Consider the following 24,875-nt stretch of genomic DNA (forward strand, 5'->3'; position numbering starts at 1 on the left):
ACAAGCCCGAACGACAGCGTTGGACATTCACATTACCGTAATGGAGATGCAAGATGAATCACACGCCACAAGATTTGCGTACACAAACGCTGGAGCTGATTAACGCGGCTGGCAATGCGGGCAAGGCGGCAGCGCCTGTCGTGCAGCTGGTGCAGGCATGGCTCGACTCGCTCGACGCCGAAGACCTGGCCGACATCGCGCCCGGCAGCCTGGCGCCCGTGCTGGTCGACGGCTTCACGCAAGCGGCCAAGCGCACCGGCAGCGGCTGTCAAATCGCCACCCTGCGTTACGCGGATGGCCGTGGCGGCATGGCGAGCGCCTTGCTGATCCTGAACGAAGACATGCCTTACCTGGTCGACTCCATCGTCATGGCCATGCGCCGCCAGCACCTGGCCGTGCGCGGCGTGATGAACACCGTTCTGCCCGTGCGCCGCGCTCTTGATGGCAGCGTCGAAGCGGTGCGCCAGCCGGGCGATCCGCTCGAATCGTATGTGCTGGTGCTGCTCGACGAAGAGCTGGCGCCGGAAGCCCTGGCCGCGCTGGTCGCCGCCCTGGAAACGGTCGCGCGTGACGCTGCCGTCGTGCGCCGCGATGCCGCCGCCATGAGCGAGCGCCTGGCCGCCGTCGCCACGGCTGCAGCGCAGCATGGCGAAGAGGGCGCGGAAGTGGCCGCCTTCCTGGAATGGGCGCGCAGCGGCGGCTTTGAAGTGTTCGGCTATGCCTACTACCGCGTCAAGCCGGGCGTGCGCGAACTGGAACGCGACATCCCGAGCCGTATCGGCGTGCTGCAGGATACGGCGCATCCGGTCTACGGCACCTGCCTGGCGAATATCCCGGGCGACTTCGACACCCTGGCCAAGCGCGACTCGGCGCTGTCCATCGTCAAGGCCGACGTGGCGGGCACTTTGCACCGCGACCAGCAGCTCGACTTCATCGGCGTGCGCGACATGGATGCGCAAGGCGCGATCCTGGGCGAGCATTGCTTCGTCGGCCTGTTCACCCGCGCCGGCAATTCCACCCCGCTGGCGGCGCTGCCATTTGCGCGCGGCCGCGTGGCCAAGGTACTGAGCCTGGCCGGCGTGCGCCAGCAAGGCTTCCGTGCCGAGAAATTCCGCGAAATCCTCGAATCCCTGCCGCGCACGGAAGCGCTGGAAGCGGACCTCGACTGGCTGGCGCAAGTGTGCGGTTCCGTCGTTTCGCTGTACAAGCAGCCGCGCACCAAGGTCTTCGCGCGCCGCGACGTGTACGCGCGCCACCTGAACGTGCTGGTCTACCTGCCGCGCGAGCGCTACAGCGCCAGCGTCGCATCGAGCCTGGCAAAAGCCCTGCAAGCCAGTTCCGGCGCCACGCACGTGAGCACGCAGACCCTGGTGGCCGACGGCCCGCTGGCGCGCGTCTACCTGATCGCCCACGCCGCGCGCTACCCGCTGGACCTGGAAACGGATATCGAACAGCCGCTGCTGGGCGTGCTCGATGGCTGGCATAACGGCTTTGCCGCCGTGGCCGACGCCGTGCCCGACGTGGCCCTGCGCACCAGCCTGCGCAAACTCTGCGCCACGTTACCGCTCGATTACGTGGCCGCCACCGCGCCGGCCGTCGCCTTCCGCGACCTCGACACCATCCTGCGCAATACCGATCCGGCGCACGTGGCGGTGCGCATCGAGACGGGCTTTGTGACCACGATTCGCCTGTACTCGGCCAACAAGGTGCCGCCGCTGTCGACCATCCTGCCGGCACTGCACAATGCGGGCGTGGCCATCGACCGCGAACAGGCGTATTCGGTTTCGCTGTCCGACGGCACGCGCTATTTCGTCACCAGCCTGACGGTCGATGCCGCCAGCGCGGCGAAACTGGCGCAGCCATCCGTCGTCGCCGTGGCGCAGGAACTGTTTGCCGCCCTGTTCAACGACACGGCCGAAGATGGCCGCCTGAATGGCCTCGTCATCGAAGGCGGCTTGTCGACGCGCGAAGTGCAGCTGGTGCGCGCCTACACCAGCTACTGGCGCCAGACGGGCAGCCGCTTCTCGGTGCGCTACATCGCCGAGAGCCTGCGCAAACAGCCGGCCCAGGTCAAAGCCCTGGTCGAAGCCTTCCTGCAGCGCTTCGACCCAGCGCTGTCCGATGCGCAGCACGCGGCCGCCCTGGAGGCAATCGCCGCCATCAAGGCGGGCCTGCCATCCGTGAACCATGCCGATACAGAGGAAATCCTCGGCGCGCTGGCCGACCTGATGGCAGCCACCCTGCGCACCAGCTACTTCCAGAACAACCAACAAGGCGACAAGATCATCTTCAAGTTCGACACCAGCAGCCTGGCGCTGGTGCCGGAACCGCGTCCTTACCGCGAGATCTTTGTGTTCTCGCGCCGCTTCGAAGGCGTGCACCTGCGCGGCGGCCCTGTCGCCCGCGGCGGCTTGCGCTGGTCCGACCGCATGGAAGACTACCGCACCGAAGTGCTGGGCCTCGTCAAGGCGCAGATGGTCAAGAACGCCGTCATCGTGCCGGCCGGCGCGAAGGGCGGTTTTGTCTGCAAGATGATGCCGAAGGACGCCGTGCGCGAAACCATCGCGGCCGAAGGCGAAGCCGTCTACCGCCTGTTCATTTCCAGCCTGCTGGAAGTGACGGACAACCGTTCGCTGGGCAATATCGTCCCGCCAGTCGATACCGTCTGCTTCGACGACGCCGACCCGTACCTGGTGGTCGCTGCCGACAAGGGCACGGCCACGTTCTCGGACATTGCCAACGGCATCGCCGTGCAGCGCGGTTTCTGGCTCGGCGACGCGTTCGCCTCGGGCGGCTCGAACGGCTACGACCACAAGAAACTGGGCATCACGGCCAAGGGCGCATTCGAAGCCGTGAAGCGCCACTTCTATGAAATGGACCACGACCTGAACACCACCCCGATCACCATGGTCGGCGTGGGCGACATGTCGGGCGACGTGTTCGGCAACGGCGTATTGTTGTCGCGCCAGCTGAAACTGGTGGCCGCATTCGACCACCGTCATATCTTCCTCGACCCGACACCGGACGTCGCCGTCTCGTTCGAGGAACGCGCGCGCCTGTTCGCCTTGCCGCGCTCGTCGTGGGACGACTACAACAAGGACTTGATCTCGGCAGGCGGCGGCGTGTATCCGCGTTCCGCCCGCACGATCGAACTGTCGCCGCAGATCCGCGCCGCGCTCGATATCGCCGAGACCTCGCTGGCGCCGGAAGAACTGATGCACCGCATCCTGAAATCCCCGGTGGACCTGTTCTACAACGGCGGCATCGGCACCTACATCAAGGCCTCGACCGAGACGCACGCACAGGTGAAGGACCGCGCGAATGACCATATCCGCGTCAATGGCAACGAGCTGCGTGTCAAGGTCGTGGCCGAAGGCGGCAACCTCGGTGCGACGCAAGCGGGCCGCATCGAGTTCGCGCTGGCGGGCGGACGCATCTTCACCGATGCGATCGACAATTCGGCCGGCGTCGATTGCTCGGACCATGAAGTGAACGTGAAAATCTGGCTGGACGTGGAAGTCAACGCAGGCAAGCTGACGGAAGCGGAACGCAACCGCGAGCTGTATGCGATGACGGACGACGTCGAGCGCCTTGTCTTGCGCGACAACACGCAGCAGACGCATTTGCTGGTGCGCGAATTGCAGGCGCAAGGCGAGAGCGCCGTGCAGGATGGCTATGCCGCCCTGATCGCCAGCCTGGAAGAAGAAGGCGCCCTGTCGCGCGAACTGGAGCAACTGCCGTCGGTGGCCGAACTGGCGCGTCGCAAGGCCGATGGCCGGGGCCTGACCACGCCGGAACTGGCGGTGGTGATCGCCAACGTGAAGAACCGTTTCAAGCGCATTCTGTCCGCCCTGCCGCTGACGGACGAAACGTGGGCCGAGCCGGTGCTCAAACCCTACTTCCCATCCTTGCTGGTGGCAACCCGTTCGGCGCTCGACCACCCGCTGGCCAACGCCATCCTGGCGACCGTGCTGGCCAATGAAGTGATCAACCGCTGCGGCCCGCTGATGATCCGCAACCTGGCGGCGGAACACGGCGTGGCCGAGTCGGCCGTGATCCTGGCCTGGGGCCAGGCATGGGTGGCGCTGAACCTGGCGCCCGTGTTCGACGCGCTCGACGCGGATGCCCTGACGGTGCCGCGCGACGTGTCGATCAAGGTCGACGCGCAAACGCGCGTGCTGCAGCAAACGATGATCGCCGGCGTGCTGTCCGTGCCGGCCGAGCAATTGCGCGGCGCCGGACTGGCCGAACTCACGCGTTTATTCGGCGCGGAATCGAAGCGCGAGCTGCTCAAAGCCGTCGGCATCAAGTCGGAAGCGGCGCTGGTGCCGGGCTTGACGCCGGCCTTCGTGCAAGCGTGGGATGCGGTCGAAGCGCTGGACGTCGTCGCCGGCTTCCTGTTCCCGGCCCTGTCCGTGCCGCGTCCTGCCTCGATGGACCTGGCCGCGTTCCTGCAAGTGGGCCTTGCTCTGCGCAGCCAGGCGGGCATCGACACCCTGGAGCGTGGCCTGAAGCTGGCCGCGCAAGGCAAGTCGCAGGAACAGTTGCGCAACTACGCGCAGCAAGCCCTGCGCCGCACGCAACAGCGTCTGCTGACGCAGGTGCTGGCGCGTGCCGAGCAAGGCAATGCAGGCCAGGCCGTCGATGCGGTGACGGGCGCGCTGGGCCTGTCGGCCTATGTGGCGGCGACGGAACTGGAGCAAGCCATGCTGGACGTGTGGACCTTGTCGGAAGCTGTGAATAAAATCACGGTAAAAACCCCAGCGGAAGCGGCGGTGTAATGACGCAAGAAGCAACGCAAGTAGTAACCCAGGTAGTACAGGGCGCTGGCGGCTTGCCGCCGGCCGTGCAGGCGCTGGCGCAGGCCGATTTCAGCGGTGTGGCCCAGCTGTTCGCCGACGCCGGTTTCACGGTGGCCTTGCCGGCGCCCGGCATGCTGCAAGTGGTCAAACCGGGAGCAGGCCGCGCCAGCGTGGCCGTCTCGGTGGGCGTGCATGGCGACGAGACGGGGCCGATCGAAGTGCTCGCGCATCTGCTCGACGCCCTGTCGCGCGATGCGTCGCAGCTGGCCGTCGATTTGCTCGTCTGCGTGGGCAATGTCGACGCGATCCGGGCCGGCAAGCGTTTCATCGACGCCGACCTCAATCGCATGTTTCGCCCCGTGCGGGGCAGCCTGGCGCAAGCGGCGGAAAGCGCGCGCGCCGATGAAATGATCGCCGCGACCAAAGCGTTCTTTGACGCGGCCGGTCCCGCACGCTGGCACCTGGATTTGCACACGGCCATCCGGCCTTCCGTGTACCCCACGTTTGCCATCGTGCCGGACCTGGTGGCCGAAGACGCCAAGGCGCACCTGATCGATTGGCTGGGCCAGGCGGCCATCGGCGCCATCATCATGAACCCGCAGTCGGCCGGCACCTACAGTTATTATTCGGCCGAGCATTGCGGCGCGGCCGCCAGCACGGTGGAACTGGGCCGCGTGGGCACCCTGGGGCAGAACGATTTATCGCTGTTCGACGATGTGTCGCGGGCGCTGGACGGCCTGTTGCGCGGCCTGCCTGCGCAGCCCGTCAAGGCGCAACCGCACGTGTTCAAGGTGGCGCAGGAAATCATCAAGCACAGCGAGGAGTTCCGCATGGCCTTCGATCGCGGCACGCAGAATTTCACCTCCCTGCCGCAGCACGCCGTGATCGCCAGCGATGGCGACCACGTCTACACGGTGCAGCACGCGGAAGAGCTGGTGGTGTTCCCGAATCCCGATGTGCGCGTGGGCTTGCGCGCCGGTTTGATGGTGGTGCGCGTGGCTTGATCGTCCAGTCCTCACACAGCATTTGGCGCCAGCCGGGGAAACCCGCCTGGCGCTTTTTTCATAAAAAATGCCGCACAGAAATAATTATCCATTAAGCAATTGATTGGTTTAAAATATTTACCCTTTGCAATTTTTTGGACCAATCATGTTGAAACGCCTGCTGACAGCCTTGCTGTGCCTGACCCTCTCCGGCCTCACGGCTGCCGCCCCTGCCGATGAGAAGGCGGCCGCACCGGAAATGACGGCCGAGCAATTCCTTGCCCAGCTGCACCTGCAGCGCGGCAAGATCACCTTGCCGGGCGGCATCGCCACCCTGGATTTGCCCGCCAACTTCCGTTATTTGTCGCCGACGGACGCCGAGCGCGTGCTGGTCGATGCCTGGGGTAATCCACCGGGCATGGAATCGCTGGGCATGATCGTGCCCGCCAAGACCAGCGTGCTCGAGCGCGATAGCTGGGGCGTGATCGTCACGTATGAAAAGGAAGGGCACATCAAGGATGACGATGCGGACAGCATCAAATACGACGAATTGCTCAAGGATATGCAGGCATCCGTGCTGGAAAACAATGCGGAGCGCAAGAAGCAGGGTTATCCGGGCATCCATTTGATGGGCTGGGCGGAAAAACCCAGCTATGCCAAGGATACGCACAAGCTGTACTGGGCCAAGGATTTGATGGTCGATGGCGGCGAACACTCGCTGAACTACAACGTGCGCGTGCTGGGGCGCGAAGGCGTACTGAACCTGAATGCGATTGCCAGCATGCAGCAAATCGAAGCGATCAAGAAAGAGATGCAGCAAGTGACGGCGTTCACGGAATTTACCGACGGTAACCGCTACACGGATTTCGACAGCAAAACGGACAAGGTAGCGGAATACGGCCTGGCGGCGCTGGTGGCCGGTGGCGTGGCCAGCAAGCTGGGCCTGTTCGGCAAACTGCTGGCGCTGCTGCTGGCCTTCAAGAAAGTGCTGATCCTGGCCGTGGTCGGCGCCGGTGCGGCCATCGTCAAGTTTTTCGGCGGCAAGCGCAAGGACAAGCTGCAGCCGCAGCCAGCACCGCAGCCGGAACCTGCGGAACAGCCCGGTCATGCGCCCGATGGCAAGGTAAATCTGGAAAAGTAGGATGAACTGAGCCGCTCGGTGCGCCGGCGCACATGCGCGCCCTGTCCGAAAACAGCGCCTCGGGTACACTGACTCATCGTTCACTATCAGGAGTCAGTCATGTCCGTGTCCATGTATCAGGCAACCATCCCCGTCTTCATCCGCGGCTTGCGGGTCGTCTCGGCCCTGCTGGAAAAAGCGCAAGCGCATGTCGAGGAAGACGGCATCGTGCCCGAGATTTTGCTGGGCGCGCAGCTGGCGCCCGACATGCTGGACCTGACGGCGCAGGTGCAGCGCGCCAGCGATACGTCGAAGATGTCGGTCGAGCGCCTGAGCGGCGTGCCGGCGCCGAAGTTCGAGGATAATGAAGCGTCGTTCGAGCAGTTACAGGAACGCATCGCCAACACCATCGCCTATATCGACAGCGTCAATGCGGGCCAGATGGCGGGCAGCGCGCAGAAGGAAGTGGTGCTGAACTGGACGGACGAGGGGACAAAATTCTCGGGCGACGATTACCTGCTCAGCTTTGCCTTGCCGAATTTCTATTTCCACGTCTCCATGGTCCACGCCATCCTGCGCAACAATGGCGTGGCCGTGGGCAAGCTCGATTATCTTGGCCCGTACGACTGAGACTGATTATTGCTGCGGTTGCTGCTGAACCTGGTTTTGCACCGCATTGCCCAGCATGCCGCCGCCGATCACGCCAGCCACCGTCGCCAGCGCCTTGCCGCGGCCGCCACCGACCTGATTGCCGATCAAGCCGCCGATGACGGCGCCCGTGCCGATGCCCACGTAGTTGGGCTGGGCGGGCGCAGGCACCGGTTGCGGCTGGCGGACCGGTTCGCGGTAGGCCGTGTCGCGGTAGCCGTCATTGTTGTCACGGTAGGCAGGACGGGCCTGCGCCACTTGCGTGTGGTGCACGACGCGCTTGTGCACGACGGGGGCCGGGGCTGGTGCCGGAGCAGCTTGCGCCACCACGGGAGCGGCCAGCGGTGCGGTTACGGGAGCAGTCGCGGGCGCTGCCAGCGCAGCGGCGTTCGCCGGCGTCATGGCGGCCACGTCGGCACGTACGGCAGGTACATTCGCCCGCGAATTGGGCAGGATGCCGGCGATGGACGCCGCGCCCACCAGGCACAGGACCGTCACGGAAATGGCGGCGCCGGCCATCAAGGGGTGGATGCGGCTGGCGGTAGTCGTCGTGTTCATGTGTTCTCCTGGAGTGGTATTGCGGGTGTTGTTGATGTGTCCAGATTAGCGGCCCCGCCTGCCCAAGGCTAGCCCTTGCGCTGTATCAAACGTAAGCAGGTGTAAGCCGCACTTTCCAAAGCACAGTAGAATCGGTGCTTCCCCTTTTCCGAAAGTCCGCCATGAGCCAGCTATTCACGCCGTTTGCATTGGGGCCGCTGCACGTGGCCAACCGCATCGCCATTGCGCCCATGTGCCAGTACTCGGCCGACAACGGCAACGCCACCGACTGGCACATGATCCACCTGGGCCATTTGGCCCTGTCCGGCGCGGGGCTGCTGATGACGGAAGCGACGGCCGTCTCGCCCGAGGGACGTATCTCGGCCGACGACCTGGGCCTGTGGTCGGACGCGAATCAAACGGCGCTGGCCAAGGTGGTGCAGGCGATCCGCCGCCACGCGCCGATCCCGCTGGTGGTGCAGCTGGGCCATGCGGGACGCAAGGCATCGAGCCGTGCGCCATGGCAGGGCGGCACCTGCGTGCATCTGGCCGACGGCGGCTGGCAAACGGTGGCGCCGTCGGCCATCGCCCACGCGCCGGGTGAAACCGTGCCGCTCGCCCTCGACGAGATGGGCTTGCTGCAAATCAAGGGAGCGTTTGTCGCCGCGGCCCAGCGCGTGCATGCGCTCGGCATCGAGGGCATCGAATTGCATGCGGCGCACGGCTATCTGCTGCACCAATTCCTGTCGCCCCTGTCCAACCAGCGCAGCGATGCGTATGGCGGCAGCCTGGACAACCGCATGCGCTTTCCGCTGGAAGTCTATGAAGCCGTGCGCGCCGCCGTGCCGGCCAGCATGGCCGTGGGCGTGCGCCTTTCCGCCACCGATTGGGTCGAGGGCGGCTGGGAAATCGAACAAAGCGTGCGTTTCGCGCAGGAACTCAAGCAGTTGGGCGCCGATTTCATCCATGTCTCCAGCGGCGGCATTTCGCCGCAGCAGCAGATTCCCGTGGGACCCGGCTACCAGGTGGCGTTTGCCGAACGCATCAAGCGCGACAGCGGCTTGCCGACAATCAGCGTGGGTTTGATTACGGAAGCGCAGCAGGCCGAAGACATCATCGCCAATGGCCAGTCCGATATGGTGGCGCTGGCGCGCGCCATTCTGTTCGATCCCCGCTGGCCCTGGCATGCGGCGGCCCAGCTGGGCGCGCAAGTGTCGGCGCCGCCGCAGTACTGGCGCTCGCAGCCGCGTGAGTTCAAGAACCTGTTCGGCGACACGACTCTGGGCCAGCGCTAACGTGTCTCGTCTGCTACACTGACGCTTCTTTCCCATTTCTCCAGGACGCTTCGACATGCGCCATTGATACTGCCGTGCTGTGCACGGCCTCGCCCATCCCGCCAGCGCGCCATTGCGCCGCGCGGGTTCGCCAGCCTTGCTCAAGGAGTATCCATGCCCGCATTACTACAACTCGACCGTCTTTCCTTTGTGCTGCCCGATGGCCGCGCCCTGTTTTCCGATCTGCAATTTTCTTTTGCCCCGCAACGTATCGGCCTCGTCGGCGATAACGGCGTGGGCAAGAGCGTGCTCGCGCGCCTGCTGGCAGGCCGGACGCAGCCGTCTTCTGGCGCCGTGCGTTGTGACGGCAGCGTGCATTACGTGGCGCAGGAGCTCGATCCGGACCGCTATCGCACGGTGGCGGCGCTGGCCGGCATGGACGACTTGCTGGCCGCGCTGGCGCGCATCGCCGCCGGCAGCGTCGACGAAGCCGACTATGCCCTGGTGGGCGAACGCTGGGATGCCCAGGCCCGATTGCGCCAGGCGCTCGATGCGCTCGATTTGCGCCATGTCGATGCCGATACGCCAACGAGTACCCTGAGCGGCGGCGAGCGCCAGCGCATCGCCCTGCAGGGCGCCTGGCTGTCGCAGGCGGACTGGCTGGTGCTCGATGAACCGAGCAACCACCTTGACGCACATCAACGCGCCCGCCTGGTGGCGCAGATGGCTCGCTGGCCGGGCGGCTTGCTGCTGATCAGCCATGACCGCGGCTTGCTCGAGCACGTCGATGCAATCGCCGAGCTGTCGCCGCAGGGCTTGCGCAGCTATGGCGGCAATTACGCGCTGTATGCGCAGCAGCGCGCGCTGGAACAGGCCGGTTTTGCTGCGGCCCTGCAGGCGGAAAAGGCTGGTGCCCGACGCGAGCAGCGTGAAGCGCAGCAGCACGCCGAGCGCCAGCAGCGCCGAGTCGGACGCGGCGAGAAGGAAGGGCGCGAAGGCAACCAGAGCAAGCTGCTGCTCGACGCGAAAAAGGAGAAAAGCCAGGATAGCCAGGGCAAGCTGCGCGTGCGAGCGCAAGAGGCGCAGCAGGCGCGCCAGCAGCGCGTGATGGATGCCAGCGCCCGCTGTGCGCCCGAGGCCGAACGGCTGCTGCTGGCGCCCGAGAGCGCCGTGCCGAACGGCAAGCTGATCCTGGGGCTGCGCGAGCTGATCTTGCCGCATGGCCAGGCGCGCGCGATCAACCTGGTGCTGGCCGGGCCGCGCCGCCTGGCTGTGACGGGCGACAATGGCAGCGGCAAGTCGACTCTGCTGCGCGTGATCGCCGGACAACTGGCGCCCGCCAGCGGCGAGCCGCGCTGCCATGCGCAGGTGGCCTGGCTGGACCAGCATGCGGGATTGCAAGACGGCGAGTGTAGCGCCGTGCAACGCTTGCAGGCACGCAACAGCATCTTGCCGGAAGGCGAGCTGCGCACGCGGCTGGCGCTGCTGGGCATTGCCGGCGCGCGCGCCACCATGCCCAGCCGTTTGCTCAGCGGCGGCGAGCGCATGAAGGTGGCGCTGGTGGCCGAGCTGTATGCGCAGGCGCCGCCGCAACTGCTGCTGCTCGACGAACCGGACAATCATCTGGACCTGGTCAGCCTGCAGGCGCTGGAGCAGATGCTGCTGCAATACCAGGGGGCGTTACTTGTGGTTTCGCACGACCAGGCATTTTTGGAGGCAATAAATCTTGACCCCGAGGGCTTGACATTGCACAAGTGACAATTTAATGAAAAAAGTCACGCTCGATGCCTGTAGAGCATGCTTCATGAACCGATGCTGAATTTTGTTTGATTGTCGGTATAATCCACTGAATAACCGGGCCTATTTGTGAACTAAAACTGCTGGTTCACCAATATGATGACGTTTAATCTGGCACTGTTGTCGGTCACTACCGCGCTGCCAGGGCGTCATCCTGCGTGCCCTGCCGTGCATGAATTTTGGTTTCGCTTATATTGTTTTCTTGGAGAAATAGCATGTCGTTTTACGAAAAAATCAAAGCCCTCAACATTGAATTGCCAGTCGTCGCCGCCCCAGCTGCCGCCTACGTGATGCATGCCCGCACGGGCAACACCGTCTTCCTGTCCGGCCACCTGGCCAAGAAGGATGGCAAGGTCTGGGTTGGCCAACTGGGCAAGGACGTCACCACGGAAGAAGGCAAGATCGCTGCGCGCGGCATCGCCATCGAACTGATCGCCACCCTGCAAGATGCATGCGGCGGCGACTTGAACAAGGTCAAGCGCATCGTCAAGGTCATGAGCCTGGTCAATTCCACCTCCGAATTCACGGAACAGCACCTGGTGACCAATGGCGCCTCGGAACTGTTCGTCGAAGTCTTCGGCGATAGCGGCAAGCACGCCCGCTCCGCCTTTGGCGTGGCGCAAATCCCGCTGGGTGCTTGCGTCGAGATCGAGCTGATCGCCGAACTGGCCTGACGCAGTAGCCTGAACACATGAGCATGCCGGCGATTGCCGCCGGCTAGCCCTTTCCTCCTTTCCAGCAAGAGCGGAACCGCCATTGGGGTGGAGGGATCGGTGTATTCAAGAAAAAAACGGAGACACGTAATGAAAACGAGTGAACAAGGCTTGCACCGCGGCCTGGGCGAGCGGCAAATCCGCCTGATGGCGCTGGGCGCCGCGATTGGCGTGGGCCTGTTTTTGGGTTCCGGCAACGCCATCAAGATGGCCGGTCCCGGCATCATGCTGTCGTACATCATCGGTGGCGCGGTCATCTTCATGATCATGCGCGCGCTGGGCGAAATGGCCGTGCACAACCCGGTTGCCGGTTCCTTCAGCCGCTATGCCCAGGATTACCTGGGCCCCCTGCAAGGCTATATGACGGGCTGGAACTACTGGTTCCTGTGGCTGGTCACGTGTGTGGCGGAAATTACCGCCGTCGCCATTTACATGGGCATCTGGTTCCCCGACGTGCCGCGCTGGATCTGGGCCCTGGCGGCCCTCGGTTCCATGGGCGCCATCAACCTGCTGGCCGTGAAAGCCTACGGCGAGTTCGAATTCTGGTTCGCCCTGATCAAGGTCGTCACCATCATCCTGATGATTGTCGGCGGCACGGGCATGATCGTCTTCGGTCTCGGCAACGGCGGCGTGGCCATCGGCATCTCGAACCTGTGGACGCATGGCGGCTTCTTCCCGAATGGCGCGCAAGGCGTGCTGATGTCCTTGCAGATGGTGATGTTTGCCTACCTGGGCGTGGAAATGATCGGCCTGACGGCCGGCGAAGCGGCAAACCCGAAGAAATCGATTCCCGACGCCATCAATTCGGTGTTCTGGCGCATCCTGATTTTCTATGTCGGCGCGCTGTTCGTCATCCTGTCGATCTACCCATGGAATGAAATCGGCACCACCGGCAGTCCCTTCGTCATGACGTTCGAACGCCTGGGCATCAAAACGGCCGCCGGCATCATCAACTTCGTCGTGCTGACGGCAGCCTTGTCGTCGTGCAATGGCGGTATCTTCAGCACGGGCCGCATGCTGTACAACCTGGCGCTGCAAGGCCAGGCCCCGAAGGCGTTTGCGGAAACGACGGCCAGCGGCGTGCCGCGCCGCGCCATCCTCGTGTCCGTCGTGGCGCTGTTGCTGGGCGTGCTGTTGAACTACATGGTGCCGGAAAAAGTGTTTATCTGGGTCACTTCGATCTCCACCTTCGGCGCCGTCTGGACCTGGGGCGTGATCCTGGTCACGCAGATCCAGTTCCGCAAGACCTTGACGCCGCTGGAAATCAAGAACCTGGCCTTCCGCATGCCGTTCGCGCCGTATGGTTCCTGGATTTCGCTGGCGTTCCTGGCGCTGGTGATCGGCCTGATGGCGTATTTCCCCGATACGCGCATCGCCCTGATGGTGGGACCGGCCTGGCTGATCCTGCTGACGGTGCTGTACTACGCGCTGGGCCTGGCGCCCAAGGACAAGCGCGATGACGTGCCGCAAGGCTACGAAGCGGGTTGGCCAGCGGCCGATGCGCCACACATCAAGAAGTAAGCCAGCGTCGTTGAGCTGAGCCAGAAGCGCGCCCCTGCCCCCGCAGCGGCGCGCTTTTTATTTCATATTGACAATCCCAGGCCCCGCTAGCGTCCATGCGCGTTTCGCGGCGCACGCCTGGCGTTGTTTCCTTACATCAAAGTTCTGTTTAGCTGAGCCGGTGAAAGCCCTATAATCGCTTAGTTTTGAAAATGGACGCGATCTTTCCGGTTTTTTGCCAGGTAAGTAATCGCCAGGAAATTATTGTGAATTTATAGCAAACAGAAGTGGATGTGATGCAAGGCGCCCGGCGCGACGCAGTGCGAGCACTGCTAGCGATGGGTAACGCAGCAGCGCGCCACTTATGGAAGCTAGAAAACACAAGAATTTATTGGGGGTTACTCAAGGCCGGAGCGCTATTTGTTTTTACCCGTCGTACGAAAATACGTATGCCTCATAAAGGAAGTCTAGTGAGCCAAACCCTGGTCCAGAAACTCTGCCGCACCAAGCCGATCGATACCACGGTCGAATATGGTGAAGGCCTCAGCAGCAGCGGCTTGAGCCGCTCCATCGGCCTGTTTTCCCTCACCATGATCGGCGTCGGCGCCACCATCGGCACGGGCATCTTCTTTACCATGGTCGAAGCCGTGCCCAAGGCGGGCCCCTCGGTCGTCCTGTCCTTCCTGATCGCCGCCATCACGGCCGGCTTGACGGCCTTGTGCTATGCGGAATTGTCGTTCCGCATCCCCGCCTCCGGCTCCTCGTATTCGTTTGCCTACGCCACCGTGGGTGAGTTTCTTGCCTTCATCATGGCCGCCTGTCTGCTGCTCGAATACGGCTTGGCGGGCAGTGCCGTGGCCATCGGCTGGTCGTCCTACCTGAATAACTTCCTGGAAAACGCGTTTGGCTGGCATATTCCCGAGATGCTGCGCACGCCGATGATCGTTTCCGGCCCGCATGGCATGGAGTTTCACTCTGGCCACATCAACCTGCCGCCCATCTTTTTGATCTGCATGTGCGGCTTTTTGCTGCTGCGCGGCGCCAAGGAATCGGCGCTGATGAACGCCATCATGGTCATCATCAAGCTGTCTATCCTCGTGTTCTTCATTGCCATTGCCTTTTCCGGTTTTAATGCCGACAACTTCGTACCGTTCTTTAATACCGACAATAGCAAGGGCTTTGCCGGCATGACGGGCGTCACCGCTGCTGCCGGCACCGTCTTCTTCTCCTTCATCGGCCTCGATACGGTGGCGACGGCGGGCGATGAAGTGAAAGATCCCAAGCGCAATGTGCCGCGCGGCATCCTGTATGGCTTGCTGATCGTTACCGTGTTTTATTTGCTGGTCGCCGTGGCCGCCCTCGGTGCGCAACAGGCGAAATTGTTCGAAGGCCAGGAAGCGGGCCTGGCGGTGATCCTGCAAAACGTGACGGGCAAGACCTGGCCCGCGCTGGTGCTGTCGGCCGGTGCCGTCATTTCCGTCTTCAGCGTAACCCTGGTGACGATCTACGGCCAGACGCGCATCCTGTTTGCCGTCAGCCGCGACGGTCTGATCCCGAAATCGTTTCAGAAGATCCACCCGCGCACCCTGGTGCCGGTCAGCAATACCATCATCGTCTGCCTGGTGGTGGCTCTGGTGGCCGGTTCCGTCGATGCGACCTATTTGTGGGACATGGTCAGCATCGGCACCCTGACAGCGTTCATGGTGGTCTCGATCGCCGTGCCCGTACTGCGCCACAAGCAGGGCGCGAACCGCATCGAAGGCTTCAGCGTGCCGTTCGGGCCGTACGTGATTCCGGGCCTGAGCGTACTGGCTTGCCTGTACATCATGCGCGATTTGCCGCATACCACGTTTGTCGTGTTCAGCGTGTGGATGGCGGTCACGGTGGCCATTTATTTCCTGTACAGCATGCGCCATTCGCACCTGGGCAAGAAGGCCCGCTGATGCAGCCTGTTCCATCCAAAACCGCCGCGCTTGCCGGCGGTTTTTTTTATTTCTAACCGGAATTTACATGATGAAAATAACTGATCTGGCCGCCTGCGGCTTGCTGGCAAGCAGCTTTCTGGGAACCATGGCGCAAGCCGCGCCTGCCAGCGGGCCGGCATTGCGCGATTACCGCGCCGTGGCCCTGTCGGCCAATGGCCAGCGCATCGCCGCCATCGAGTCGAGCAAGGTGGGTGAACCGCCGCAGCGTCCGCATTCGGCCATCGTTGTGCGCGACGCCGCCAACGGCGCCATCGTGCAGCAATTCGACCCGTGCGCCGTGTGTTCCTACGACAAGCCCAGCTGGTCGCCCGATGGCCGGCAACTGGCCTTTGTCGGCTACGATGCCAAGGCGGGCACGGCGCAGCTGTACCTGGCCACGATGACGCAGGCACAGGCGCGCATGTTGACCAGCATCAAGGGCGTGGCCAGCACGGCGCGCTGGTCGCCGGACGGCAAGCAACTGGCGCTGCTGGCCACGGTGGGCGCGCGCAAGCTGGCCGGCGCCGTGGAGGCGGGCGCGCGTCAGGTGGGCGAAGTGGGCAGCGAAGACGATGCCCAGCGCATCGCCGTCGTGCCGGCCAGCGGCGGCGAACCGCGCCTGCTGTCACCCGCCGATACCTATGTGTATGAATACAACTGGACGCCCGATGGCCGCGGCTTTGTTGCTACCAGCGCGCAGGGCAATGGCGACAGCAACTGGTGGGTTGCCAAACTCAGCCATATTGACGGGGACACGGGCGCCCTGCGCGTGATTGCGTCGCCGGCCATGCAGCTGAACCTGCCGTCCGTCTCGCCGGATGGCAAGACGGTGGCCTTCATTGGCGGCCTGATGAGCGATTTCGGCTCCATCGGCGGCGATATCTATACCGTGCCGCTGGCCGGCGGCACGCCGCGCAATCTCACGCCCGATTACCGCGGCACCTTCAATGGCGTCGTCTGGCGCGGCGCCGGCTTGCTGGCGACGGCCCTGATCGATTCGCAGCTGGCGCTGGTGCCCGTCGATGCGCAAACGGGGCCGGCCCAGCCCGTGCTGCTCGGTGAGATCAGCAGCGGCGGCAGCGATGGCCGTCTGTCCTTCAGCGCCGATGGTTTGCAGGCCGCTGCCGCGCAGGAAGACTTTACCCATGCCAGCTACCTGGTGGCGGGGCCGGTGGGCCAGCTGAAAAAGATAACGCGCGACAATGACGGCTTTGCGCCGCAGTTGACGGTGCAGAACGTGGGCTGGAACAACGAGCAATACAAGGTGCAAGGCTGGCTGCTGGGGCCGTTGAAGACGGACGCAGGCAAGCGCTACCCGATGATCGTCAACGTGCATGGCGGGCCCGGCGCGGCCGCCTCGCCCCGTTACGTGGCGGCGAGCACCCTGATCCACGAATTGACGCAAAAAGGCTATTTCGTCTTCCTGCCCAATCCGCGCGGCAGCTTTGGCCAGGGCCAGGCTTTTACACGCGCCAACATGGCCGACTTTGGTGGCGGCGACTGGCGCGACATCCTGGCCGGCATCGACGCCGTGGAAAAAGTGGCGCCCATCGACGGCCAGCGCCTGGGCCTGATCGGCCATTCGTATGGCGGCTTCATGACCATGTGGGGCGTCACGCACAGCGACCGCTTCAAGGCGGCGGTGGCGGGGGCGGGCGTGTCGAACTGGATCAGTTACTACGGCCAGAATGGCATCAACCAGTGGATGATCCCGTTCTTCGGCGCTTCCGCGTATGACGATCCGGCCGTGTACCGCAAGGCTTCGCCTATCGAATCGATCAAGGCGGCGAAGACGCCAACCCTGATCTACGTGGGCGAGCGCGACGTGGAAACGCCGGCCGCCCAGTCGCTGGAATTCTGGCACGGCTTGCGCGCCATGGGCGTGCCGTCCAGCCTGTTCATCTACGACGGCGAAGGCCATTCCTTCCGCAAGCCCGAGCACCAGCGCGATTTGCAGAAACGTACTATCGGCTGGTTTGAGCGGTACTTGAAGTAAGTCGCGCAGGCTTAGCGCGGGGCCGCAATATGCACGATCGCCGCGCTATGTACCACGATCTTGTCCGCATCCGCCTGCAACAGGCGAATACGGCGCTGCACCAGCGGCCAGCCCGACCAGGCCACGTCGCTGACGGGCGGTGCGGCAGGGGCGGCCAGCGGCGCGCTGATGGCGGCCTTGTCATCGAGCTGCTCCAGCGCGCGCGACAGGGTCAGGCACACTTGCGTGTGGCTATGGCCGAGTAGGGCGTTGACGGGCGTGACGGGCAGCTGGCTGGCGTGGCGCCCGAGGATCGAGCGCAGGGCCGCCACGTGGGCCACCAATAAGTAGTTTTGCACGATGAACAGGTTGATGTCTTCCACGGCCCGCTGCTTGCTGGCCGGTTCATCGAGCATGCGCACCAGCGCCGAGCTGAGCGCGGCCAGGCTGTCCATCAAGCGCTTGCGTTCGATGCGGTAGGCGAAATCATCGAAGCATTTTCCCTGCAGCAGCGCGAAGCTGGCTTGCATATAGCTGAGGTTCACATTCAGTACCTGGCGCACGAGGCGCGGCAGGCTCTGGTATTCCCAGTTGGCCAGCACAAAGCTGAACACGGTGGCCACCGCCGCGCCGATCAGGGTGTCGATCAGGCGCTCGCTGACGAGGTTCGGGTTGCTGGGCGCCACCAGGTGCATTTGCAGCAAGATCATCAGGCTCACGGCAATCGCCGTGTAGCGGTAACGCAGATAGATGAAGGTGGGCGTGGCCACGATGGAGAGGAATAAAATGGCCATCAGCACGATATTGCTGTGCACGAAGCGGATCACGATGGCCGTGATGATGCAGCCGATGATGGTGCCGATGATGCGGTCGGCGCGGCGCTGGCGCGTCATGCTGAAGGTGGGGCGCAGGATGATGACGATGGTCAGGACGATCCAGTAGCTGTGCGCCGCATACGGCAGCCAGTGGCCGATCAGTAATCCCACGGAGATGGCCATGGACACGCGCAGGGCGAAGCGGAACACGGGCGAATCCAGGCGCAAGTTAGCCAGCAGGGTCTTCAGTTCGTATTTCTGCTGCGACAAAAACGGCGCCATGTCCGCACCGCTCCAGAATGGCACGTCGGCATAGACTTTTTGCGTGGCCAGATGCAGCTCGGCGATCATTTTCAAAATGGCGCGGATCTTGTTGCGCTGCGCGCGCAGGGTGGCCAGCGCTTCCTGCGCACCGTCGCCTTTTGCATGCAGGCGAGCGATTTCCGCTTCGATCTCGGCCCATTCCCTGTCGTAGCTGATCTGCGCATACGAGGCGCGCTTGCGCGTGACGGCATACGCCACGGCTTCGATGTCGCGCGCAGCCTTGTAGGCCAGGTCATGCAAGGATTTCAAGACGTCGGAGTCGGCCAGGTGCTGGCGCAGCAGCGCGTAATCCGTGTGCGTGGAGAGGATCAGTTCATACAAATCGAGCATGCACACGTGCACCTGTACGACGATGGCGTCCTTGCTGTTCTTGTGGCTGCGCAGAATCAGGTCGCGCGACGCCTGCTGGCGGTCGGCCAGAATGCTTTGATGGCGCACCAGCTTGTTGAACTGTTCCGTCAAATTGAAACGCGTGTCGTAGAAATCGGCCTTGATGTCGATGTAGGCGGCTAATTCGAACAGGGCTTCGGCCAGTACTTGCTGCTTGATGCGGTGGCGCAAGACCCAGGCGATGGCCATGGCATAGGCCAGATAGATCAAGCCGCCCAGCATGAACAGGCCCGCATGGTGAAACGATTGCTGCCACGTCATCTGGTGTTCCATCGACATGGTCATGATGAACAGGGCGGCCAGTTGCAAGGGCATGGATTTCTTGCCGTACACCACCATCATGCTGGCAAGAAAGCTGACCACCACGAGCACCGTCATCAGCAGCCACTGCACGGGACCGCACAGGCTGATCAACAAGGTGACGGCGCTGCACAGCAGCACCGAGGCCAGCATTTCGTTGAACTTGTGGCGCAGGGGGCTGGGCATGTCCATCAGGGTCGTGCACAGGGCGCCGATGCACACTGTCATGGCGGTGGCGCTGTCGCTGATTTCCAGGGTCAGCAAGGTCAGGCCGACCAGGCCGATGGCCACGCGCAAGCCCAGGTAAAAATAATGGCTGTAGATAAAGGTGCGCAGGTTCAGTGCGTAGTGCATGGGATTACCTTGTGGGCAGGGCACAGAAAGAGGCGCCGCACCGGGGTCTCCGATGCGGCGCCAGGATGTTGCATTCGCTACGGTCCCCAGTTACATGAGGGCGATGACGGGATAGCGCCGCCATTCCGGCTCGGCAAAGCGCTGGCAGTGTTCAAAAATGAAGTCCAGCACGGCTTCCTGATTGCTCAGCAAGGCCGGATTCGCAGCCTTCCACTCGGCAAACTTGGACGCCAGCGCAGGCTCATCGCGCAGCAGTTCCGACGCCATGTCTTCAAAGACGTAATCGGAAAACGCCTCTTTCTTCTCCAGCACGCTGTTGAAGAAGCCCCAGCGGAAGAAGCTGTCGTGTGCCTGCGGTTCCAGCGTTTCCACGGCGTAGCGGGCGTTGTCCTGGTCCAGGCTGATCACATAGTCGCCCGCCTGCACGGTGAATTGGCCCGTGCGCGCTTCCAGTTCCACCGTGTCGTGGAACATGTGGCCTTCGTAGGCGGTGGCGCGCGTGCCGACGTTGGCGATGTGGTAGTAGCGCGCCGTTACCGTCTGTTCGGTGGTGATGCGTGTCATGTCGACGCCGTTCCAGCGCAGACGCTCGATGACTTCGCGCCACGCTTGCGGCACGACATAGGCTTTCGGCGCGGCCACGGTGACGTCCGCATCGAAGCGGTTGTAGTAGGCGATGTCGCGTTCCCACGGCTGCGAGCGGTCGTACGACAGGCGCTGGTAGTCGCCCAGCACGCTAGCCGTGTATTTGGCCGCGTAGCCCTTGAAAGGGAAGGTCGACGGTTGTTCCTCGTTCATGCTCCAGTGGATCGGCCACTCGGCTTGCGTGCGTCCCGCTGCCTTGGCTTGCGCGCGCAGTTGCCTGATCTGTTCGCCATGTTCGATGGTAAAGGCCATGCAGATGTCGAGCAGGGCGCGCATGGACGCGTAGCGGTCGGCAAAGGGCTTGAGCATGTGCGTTTCCGGCATGAAACCGATGACGTGATGCAAGGCCGCAAAACCCGTCGAGAAACGGGGCACTTCGAGGAATTCGGCGATGCCGTGGTCCGGGCTGTCCTTGACGGGGTTCACATAAGGGCAGGTGGGCCAGCCGGCTTGTTCCATCTGCGCAAAGATGTGCGGCAGCATGGTGTCTTGCAGGAAGGGGCCGAGGCCATTGCCCAGCTTATCCGTCTGCGTGTGGATCAGGGTCATCGTGTACGGGTAGTCGGCGCCGTTCGACGTGTGCGTGTCGACCATCACGTCCGGGTCCCAGCTGGACAGCAGGCGGTTGAACACTTGCGCGTTCAGGCTGTCGCACTTGATGAAATCGCGGTTCAAGTCCAGGTGGCGGCTATTGCCGCGGAAACCGAATTGCTCCGGGCCATCCTGGTTTACGCGCGACGTGTTGGCGCGGTTCAGGCTGCCATCGACGTTGTAGATCGGAATGAACAGCAGCACGGTGCTGCCCAGCGCCGCCAGGCGTTCCGGCTGCGTGCACAGGTCGCGCACGATGGCCATGCAGGCGTCGATGCCTTCCGGTTCGCCCGGGTGGATGCCGTTATTGTTGAAGAACACGGTGCGGCCCGCGCGCTTGATCTGTTCGCGGTCGAATACGCCGTCTGCGCTAATGACGCCAGCATGGATGGGCACGCCCGAATCGGACAGGCCGATCTGTTCGAAGTGCAGCACTTGCGGGTAGCGTGCGGCGAGATCTTGATAGAAGGTGATGCATTCCAGCCAGGTCGTGGTCTGGTTGTGGTTACCGAGTTCGTAGGTCGTGCGCAAGTCTGGTGGCATAGCGGTCTGAGTCTGGGAGGGGGAAGGCGCGCTGGGTAAGTACGCCCGCTAGGGGCCAATTGTAGCACCGGCGTCGGCGCCTTGAGGCGCGGCAGATGGGCCGGGCCGCACTTGTGTTATGAATACGTTTCACGCGCAAGGGAGGCGGCATGGGCAAGGCAGTGTTGGCAGCGCTGGTGTGGTGGGCTTGCCTGGCGGCACAGGCGGCGCCGTTGCGCTTGCCTGCGAGCAAGGAACCGGTGGCGCAGGGCGGCTCCGTGACCGCCGCCGCACAGGGCGCGCTGATACGCTACCGGGGCTGGCTGCTGGCCGTCGATGGCGCCGTATCGGAGGAGCGGCCCGACGTCTTGCTGACGTCGGCGGAGGCGGGGCAGGCGCCGCAGTTGCGGGTCGGCGCGACGCAGCGTGTCTTGCCCGTATGGTCGGCTTTCGAGCTCGTCAAGGGCAGCACGCGCCTGCGCATCACGGCGCTGCCGGGGCCGGATGAGGTGGCCGCGCTGCTGCTGGACTTTGGCGACGGCGATTACCGCATCGTGATTCCCGCCGCGCGCATCGCCCGGCAAGCCTATCCGCTGCTGGCGCAGCGCTTTCCCGGCGCCGACCTGGCCTTGCTGCTGCAGGAGGGCCGGAGGGTCATGCTGCCGCTGGGAAGCGGCAGCGCGCAAGTATTTGGCGAGGAGCAAGCCGTGCCTTACCGCTTTAGCAAAGTAAAACGTTAGGCAAAAAAAAAAGCCACTCCCGCAGGAGTGGCTCAGGGAACAACCGCCCGTTGCCGGGCTTATTAGTTGTTGTTATCCGCGAATTACTCGGCGCCCATTTCTTTCAGCAGGTTGTCTGCGTGGTCGATGTGTTTCATGTTCCACAGCATGTAGCGCAGGTCGACCTGGATCGAACGGGTGTTGGCCTTGTTGTAGTCCCAGTCGGAAATGATCGAGTCCAAGGTGCCGTCGAATGCCAGGCCGATGAATTCGCCTTTTGCGTTCAGGGCAGCCGAACCGGAGTTGCCGCCGGTGATGTCCAGGGTGGCCAGGTAGTCGACCGGCACGGTTTTCAGCTTCGGATCGACGAATTTGCCGAAGTCCTTGGCCTTGATCGCGGCCAGTTGCTTCGCCGGCGCATTGAACTCGCCTTCGCCCGTGGCTTTGGCGGCGACGCCATTGACGGTGGTGAAAGCGGTCCAGGTGGTGCCGTCGGCGCCATGGTCACGGCCGGCAACACGGCCGAACGTCACACGCAGGGTGCTGTTGGCGTCAGGATAGACGGCTTGGCCCTTGCTCTTCATGAAGGCGATTTTTGCTTTCATGTAGTTGGCGTAGGCTTGCTGGATCTTGCCGGCCAGTTCTTCGTCTTCCGCTTCGTTTTTCAGCGAATCCGGGTACATGGCGACGGCGGCCTGAATGAAGCTGTCCTTGCTGGCCTGGAATTCGGCTGGCGTGCGTTTCAACCATGCCGCGCGTTCTTCCTTGTCGGCCAGCTTGCTGCCCGCATACAGTTTGTCCAGGGCGGCGGCCAGGTCGGCTTGCGACATGCCGTCCTTGATGCCGATGGCGGCGTCGAAGCTGGCACGGCGTTGTGCGGCCGGTTGCGCGGCGTACTTGGTCAGGCTGTTCAGTACCAGCGCCTTGTCGACTTTTTCATCGTAGGTGCGCTCGACCGACGTGATGCTCGACGACAGACGTGGCAAATCGCGCGTCTGGTAGCCGGACTTGCGTTCCGTATCGGCCTTGGTGCCTTCGTTCGACAAACGGTACAGGCTGCGTGCCGTGCTCAGCAGGCGTGGCTGCGCATAGCTGAGGAAGAAATCGCGCTTGGTGTCGGCATCGCGCTCGGCGATCAGCTTTTCCACTTGCTCGATGTCGCCGGCAAATTCCGCCTTGCGGGCAGGATTGGCGTTGACCCAGGTTTTCAGGGCTTCGTGTTCCGTTGTCTTGCGCGCCAGGAAGTCGCTGCCCGCGTAGGAATCGAGCATGCCTTGGCGGTTCTTGTAGTAATTGTTCACGCCGGCAACCTGACCCGCGTATTTCAGGGCAACGTCCTTGTTGTCCTTGGTTTCGCGCGCGATGATGGCCAGGGTTTCGCCCGACGCTTTCACGAAGGCCGGGTAGTTCCAGTCAAACGTGAACGCCACTTCCGATGGCAGGCGGTGACGGTTGGTGCGGCCCGGGTAGCCCAGCGCCATGACGAAATCGCCTTCTTTCAAGCCATCCTTGGCCAGTTTCAGTACGTGTTTTGGCTGGTACGGCACGTTGTCCTTGCTGAAGTCGGCAGCTTTGCCGTCTTTGCTGACGTAGGCGCGGTAGAAACCGTAGTCGCCCGTGTGGCGTGGCCACATCCAGTTGTCGGTGTCGCCGCCGAATTTACCCACGCCCGCTGGTGGCGCGTGCACCAGGCGCACGTCGCGGATTTCCAGTTGCTTGATCAGGTAAAACTCGAGGCCGCCGTAGTAGCTCGACACGGTGCAGCGGAAACCCGCTTCTTTTTCGCATTCTGCAACCAGTTTCTTCTGGTTTTTCTCGATCGCGTCGATGCGTGCCTTGCCTTGCAGCTTGGCCACGTCGGCGCTGATGATCTTGTCGCTGACATTGGTCACGGCCGAGGTGACGAAGATGCGGCTGCCCGGGGCGGCCGGCAATTCTTCAGCGAAGGTCTTGGCCAGGAAACCGTTGGCCAGCAAATCGCGCTCCTTGGTCGAATTGACCGCCACGCTGTTGTAGACGCAATGGTGGTTGGTGGCAACCAGGCCTTGCGGCGAGACGAACGACGCCGAGCAGCCGCCCAGGCTGACGATGGCGCCCATCGGGAATTCGGTCAGTTTGGTCAGGGTGGTCGGATCGAGTTTCAGTCCGGCGGCTTTCAGTTCCTTGGCTACTTGTGGCAGCTGTTGGGGCATCCACATGCCTTCGTCGGCGTGTGCGAAGTTGCTCAGGATGGCGAGCGCGATGAGAGATTTTTTCATTCGAGTTCTGTTCTTTTACATTGTAGGGAAGTCGGAATCAGCGGAGTACCCGCTGATTGTGCAGCGGGCGACATAGAGTATCCGTATCGAACCCGCACTAGTCAATCACATTTTCCGGAGGGTATGTTCATACGTGGTTGCTTGAATGACATGATTTTAGGTGGCGCAGGGGCAGGAACCGGCCGCCAACGCGCATTTTTCCGTGCGGCCGCTGTGGTATTGTCCATACGTGTCCTAGCGGCAATGAAAAGTGGCCGGGCGCTTGCGCGGCCCGGCCATTTGCTGATGCGCAGCTGTTTGCCTGCTTAGCGTATTTTGCCGCGGCGTAAAAGATTGACGATGCCCAGCAGGATGACGGCGCCGAGGAATGAGACCAGCAGCGAAGCCAGACTGAAATTGTCGCTATTGATGGTGCCCGTGCCGAACAGGGGCGCCAGCAGCCAGCCGCCCAGGAAGGCGCCAACGATGCCGACGACGATATTGAGGAAGATGCCCTGTTGTGCATTGGTTTTCATGACCATGCTGGCCAGCCAGCCGATGACGCCGCCAATAACGATCCAGATAATGAAATTCATGTGGTCCTCCGCGGTGGATAAGTGGGTGTGTCATGTCAGAACAACATCATGCCAATCGATAGTGATGCC

Annotated in this window: 16 protein-coding genes; 11 read left to right on the plus strand and 5 right to left on the minus strand. The window is 63.0% G+C overall.

Annotated features, from left to right (window positions below):
• Positions 1-53: 53 nt before the first annotated feature.
• The 4 genes from OX462_RS01840 to OX462_RS01855 all read left to right on the plus strand — a co-directional run bounded on the left by OX462_RS01840 (position 54) and on the right by OX462_RS01855 (position 7,535).
• The gene (locus tag OX462_RS01840) at positions 54-4,781 is read left to right on the plus strand and encodes an NAD-glutamate dehydrogenase domain-containing protein (RefSeq protein ID WP_409027640.1); all 4,728 of its coding nucleotides are present in this window, start codon (positions 54-56) and stop codon (positions 4,779-4,781) included.
• Positions 4,781-5,806: a succinylglutamate desuccinylase gene (locus OX462_RS01845; protein WP_409027641.1), complete on the plus strand. Its 1,026-nt coding sequence runs from the start codon at positions 4,781-4,783 to the stop codon at positions 5,804-5,806. The genes OX462_RS01840 and OX462_RS01845 overlap by 1 nt, the downstream gene beginning before the upstream one ends.
• Before the next feature lie 145 nt (positions 5,807-5,951).
• Positions 5,952-6,926: a DUF2167 domain-containing protein gene (locus OX462_RS01850; protein ID WP_409027642.1), complete on the plus strand. Its 975-nt coding sequence runs from the start codon at positions 5,952-5,954 to the stop codon at positions 6,924-6,926.
• A 99-nt stretch (positions 6,927-7,025) separates the two neighbouring features.
• Positions 7,026-7,535, plus strand: a complete 510-nt coding sequence (locus OX462_RS01855) for a DUF1993 domain-containing protein (protein WP_046684523.1) — start codon at positions 7,026-7,028, stop codon at positions 7,533-7,535.
• A 6-nt stretch (positions 7,536-7,541) separates the two neighbouring features.
• On the opposite strand, the gene OX462_RS01860 is transcribed toward OX462_RS01855, so the two are convergent.
• Positions 7,542-8,111, minus strand: coding sequence for a glycine zipper 2TM domain-containing protein (locus OX462_RS01860; protein WP_121670636.1), 570 nt, complete (start codon positions 8,109-8,111; stop codon positions 7,542-7,544).
• Positions 8,112-8,272: 161 nt separating this feature from the next.
• On the opposite strand from OX462_RS01860, the gene OX462_RS01865 reads away from it, so the two are divergent.
• The 6 genes from OX462_RS01865 to OX462_RS01890 all read left to right on the plus strand — a co-directional run bounded on the left by OX462_RS01865 (position 8,273) and on the right by OX462_RS01890 (position 17,334).
• Entirely contained in the window at positions 8,273-9,385 is a 1,113-nt protein-coding gene (locus OX462_RS01865) for an NADH:flavin oxidoreductase/NADH oxidase (protein ID WP_409027643.1), read from the plus strand.
• 153 nt (positions 9,386-9,538) lie between these two features.
• Entirely contained in the window at positions 9,539-11,122 is a 1,584-nt protein-coding gene (locus OX462_RS01870; protein ID WP_409027644.1) for an ABC-F family ATP-binding cassette domain-containing protein, read from the plus strand.
• Positions 11,123-11,376: 254 nt separating this feature from the next.
• Entirely contained in the window at positions 11,377-11,835 is a 459-nt protein-coding gene (locus OX462_RS01875) for a RidA family protein (RefSeq protein WP_058048365.1), read from the plus strand.
• A gap of 129 nt (positions 11,836-11,964) precedes the next feature.
• On the plus strand, positions 11,965-13,395 hold the full coding sequence (locus OX462_RS01880; RefSeq protein ID WP_409027645.1) for an amino acid permease: 1,431 nt from the start codon (positions 11,965-11,967) through the stop codon (positions 13,393-13,395).
• Between the two features lie 449 nt (positions 13,396-13,844).
• Positions 13,845-15,317 (plus strand): amino acid permease, encoded by a 1,473-nt coding sequence (locus OX462_RS01885; RefSeq protein WP_083287022.1) that lies wholly within the window; start codon positions 13,845-13,847, stop codon positions 15,315-15,317.
• A gap of 67 nt (positions 15,318-15,384) precedes the next feature.
• Positions 15,385-17,334 carry a S9 family peptidase gene (locus tag OX462_RS01890; RefSeq protein ID WP_409027646.1) on the plus strand — a complete coding sequence of 650 codons (1,950 nt, stop codon included), beginning with the start codon at positions 15,385-15,387 and terminating at the stop codon, positions 17,332-17,334.
• A gap of 11 nt (positions 17,335-17,345) precedes the next feature.
• Here the strand turns inward: OX462_RS01890 and OX462_RS01895 are convergent, their stop codons facing one another.
• Both OX462_RS01895 and OX462_RS01900 read right to left on the minus strand, forming a co-directional pair.
• Complete coding sequence (locus OX462_RS01895; protein WP_409027647.1) at positions 17,346-19,496, minus strand: FUSC family protein; 2,151 nt, start codon at positions 19,494-19,496, stop codon at positions 17,346-17,348.
• A 90-nt stretch (positions 19,497-19,586) separates the two neighbouring features.
• Positions 19,587-21,275 (minus strand): M14 family zinc carboxypeptidase, encoded by a 1,689-nt coding sequence (locus tag OX462_RS01900; RefSeq protein ID WP_409027648.1) that lies wholly within the window; start codon positions 21,273-21,275, stop codon positions 19,587-19,589.
• A gap of 149 nt (positions 21,276-21,424) precedes the next feature.
• Between OX462_RS01900 and OX462_RS01905 the strand changes: the two genes are divergently transcribed.
• Positions 21,425-21,994, plus strand: coding sequence for a hypothetical protein (locus tag OX462_RS01905; RefSeq protein ID WP_070290825.1), 570 nt, complete (start codon positions 21,425-21,427; stop codon positions 21,992-21,994).
• Between the two features lie 83 nt (positions 21,995-22,077).
• Here OX462_RS01905 and OX462_RS01910 read toward each other — a convergent pair whose 3' ends face one another.
• Positions 22,078-24,231: a S46 family peptidase gene (locus tag OX462_RS01910; protein WP_070220636.1), complete on the minus strand. Its 2,154-nt coding sequence runs from the start codon at positions 24,229-24,231 to the stop codon at positions 22,078-22,080.
• Between the two features lie 305 nt (positions 24,232-24,536).
• On the minus strand, positions 24,537-24,806 hold the full coding sequence (locus tag OX462_RS01915) for a GlsB/YeaQ/YmgE family stress response membrane protein (protein ID WP_034778894.1): 270 nt from the start codon (positions 24,804-24,806) through the stop codon (positions 24,537-24,539).
• Positions 24,807-24,875 lie beyond the last annotated feature (69 nt).

Source organism: Janthinobacterium aestuarii (genome assembly GCF_046113285.1).
Taxonomy (GTDB): Bacteria; Pseudomonadota; Gammaproteobacteria; order Burkholderiales; family Burkholderiaceae_D; genus Janthinobacterium.

Excerpts from the sequence above, each read along its gene's own strand:
- OX462_RS01915 (WP_034778894.1), bottom strand. The coding sequence starts at position 24,806 with ATGAATTTCATTATCTGGATCGTTATTGGCGGCGTCATCGGCTGGCTG.
- OX462_RS01895 (WP_409027647.1), bottom strand. The coding sequence starts at position 19,496 with ATGCACTACGCACTGAACCTGCGCACCTTTATCTACAGCCATTATTTT.
- OX462_RS01845 (WP_409027641.1), top strand. The coding sequence starts at position 4,781 with ATGACGCAAGAAGCAACGCAAGTAGTAACCCAGGTAGTACAGGGCGCT.
- OX462_RS01840 (WP_409027640.1), top strand. The coding sequence starts at position 54 with ATGAATCACACGCCACAAGATTTGCGTACACAAACGCTGGAGCTGATT.
- OX462_RS01855 (WP_046684523.1), top strand. The coding sequence starts at position 7,026 with ATGTCCGTGTCCATGTATCAGGCAACCATCCCCGTCTTCATCCGCGGC.
- OX462_RS01860 (WP_121670636.1), bottom strand. The coding sequence starts at position 8,111 with ATGAACACGACGACTACCGCCAGCCGCATCCACCCCTTGATGGCCGGC.
- OX462_RS01905 (WP_070290825.1), top strand. The coding sequence starts at position 21,425 with ATGGGCAAGGCAGTGTTGGCAGCGCTGGTGTGGTGGGCTTGCCTGGCG.
- OX462_RS01865 (WP_409027643.1), top strand. The coding sequence starts at position 8,273 with ATGAGCCAGCTATTCACGCCGTTTGCATTGGGGCCGCTGCACGTGGCC.
- OX462_RS01870 (WP_409027644.1), top strand. The coding sequence starts at position 9,539 with ATGCCCGCATTACTACAACTCGACCGTCTTTCCTTTGTGCTGCCCGAT.
- OX462_RS01900 (WP_409027648.1), bottom strand. The coding sequence starts at position 21,275 with ATGCCACCAGACTTGCGCACGACCTACGAACTCGGTAACCACAACCAG.
- OX462_RS01880 (WP_409027645.1), top strand. The coding sequence starts at position 11,965 with ATGAAAACGAGTGAACAAGGCTTGCACCGCGGCCTGGGCGAGCGGCAA.
- OX462_RS01910 (WP_070220636.1), bottom strand. The coding sequence starts at position 24,231 with ATGAAAAAATCTCTCATCGCGCTCGCCATCCTGAGCAACTTCGCACAC.
- OX462_RS01875 (WP_058048365.1), top strand. The coding sequence starts at position 11,377 with ATGTCGTTTTACGAAAAAATCAAAGCCCTCAACATTGAATTGCCAGTC.
- OX462_RS01890 (WP_409027646.1), top strand. The coding sequence starts at position 15,385 with ATGATGAAAATAACTGATCTGGCCGCCTGCGGCTTGCTGGCAAGCAGC.
- OX462_RS01850 (WP_409027642.1), top strand. The coding sequence starts at position 5,952 with ATGTTGAAACGCCTGCTGACAGCCTTGCTGTGCCTGACCCTCTCCGGC.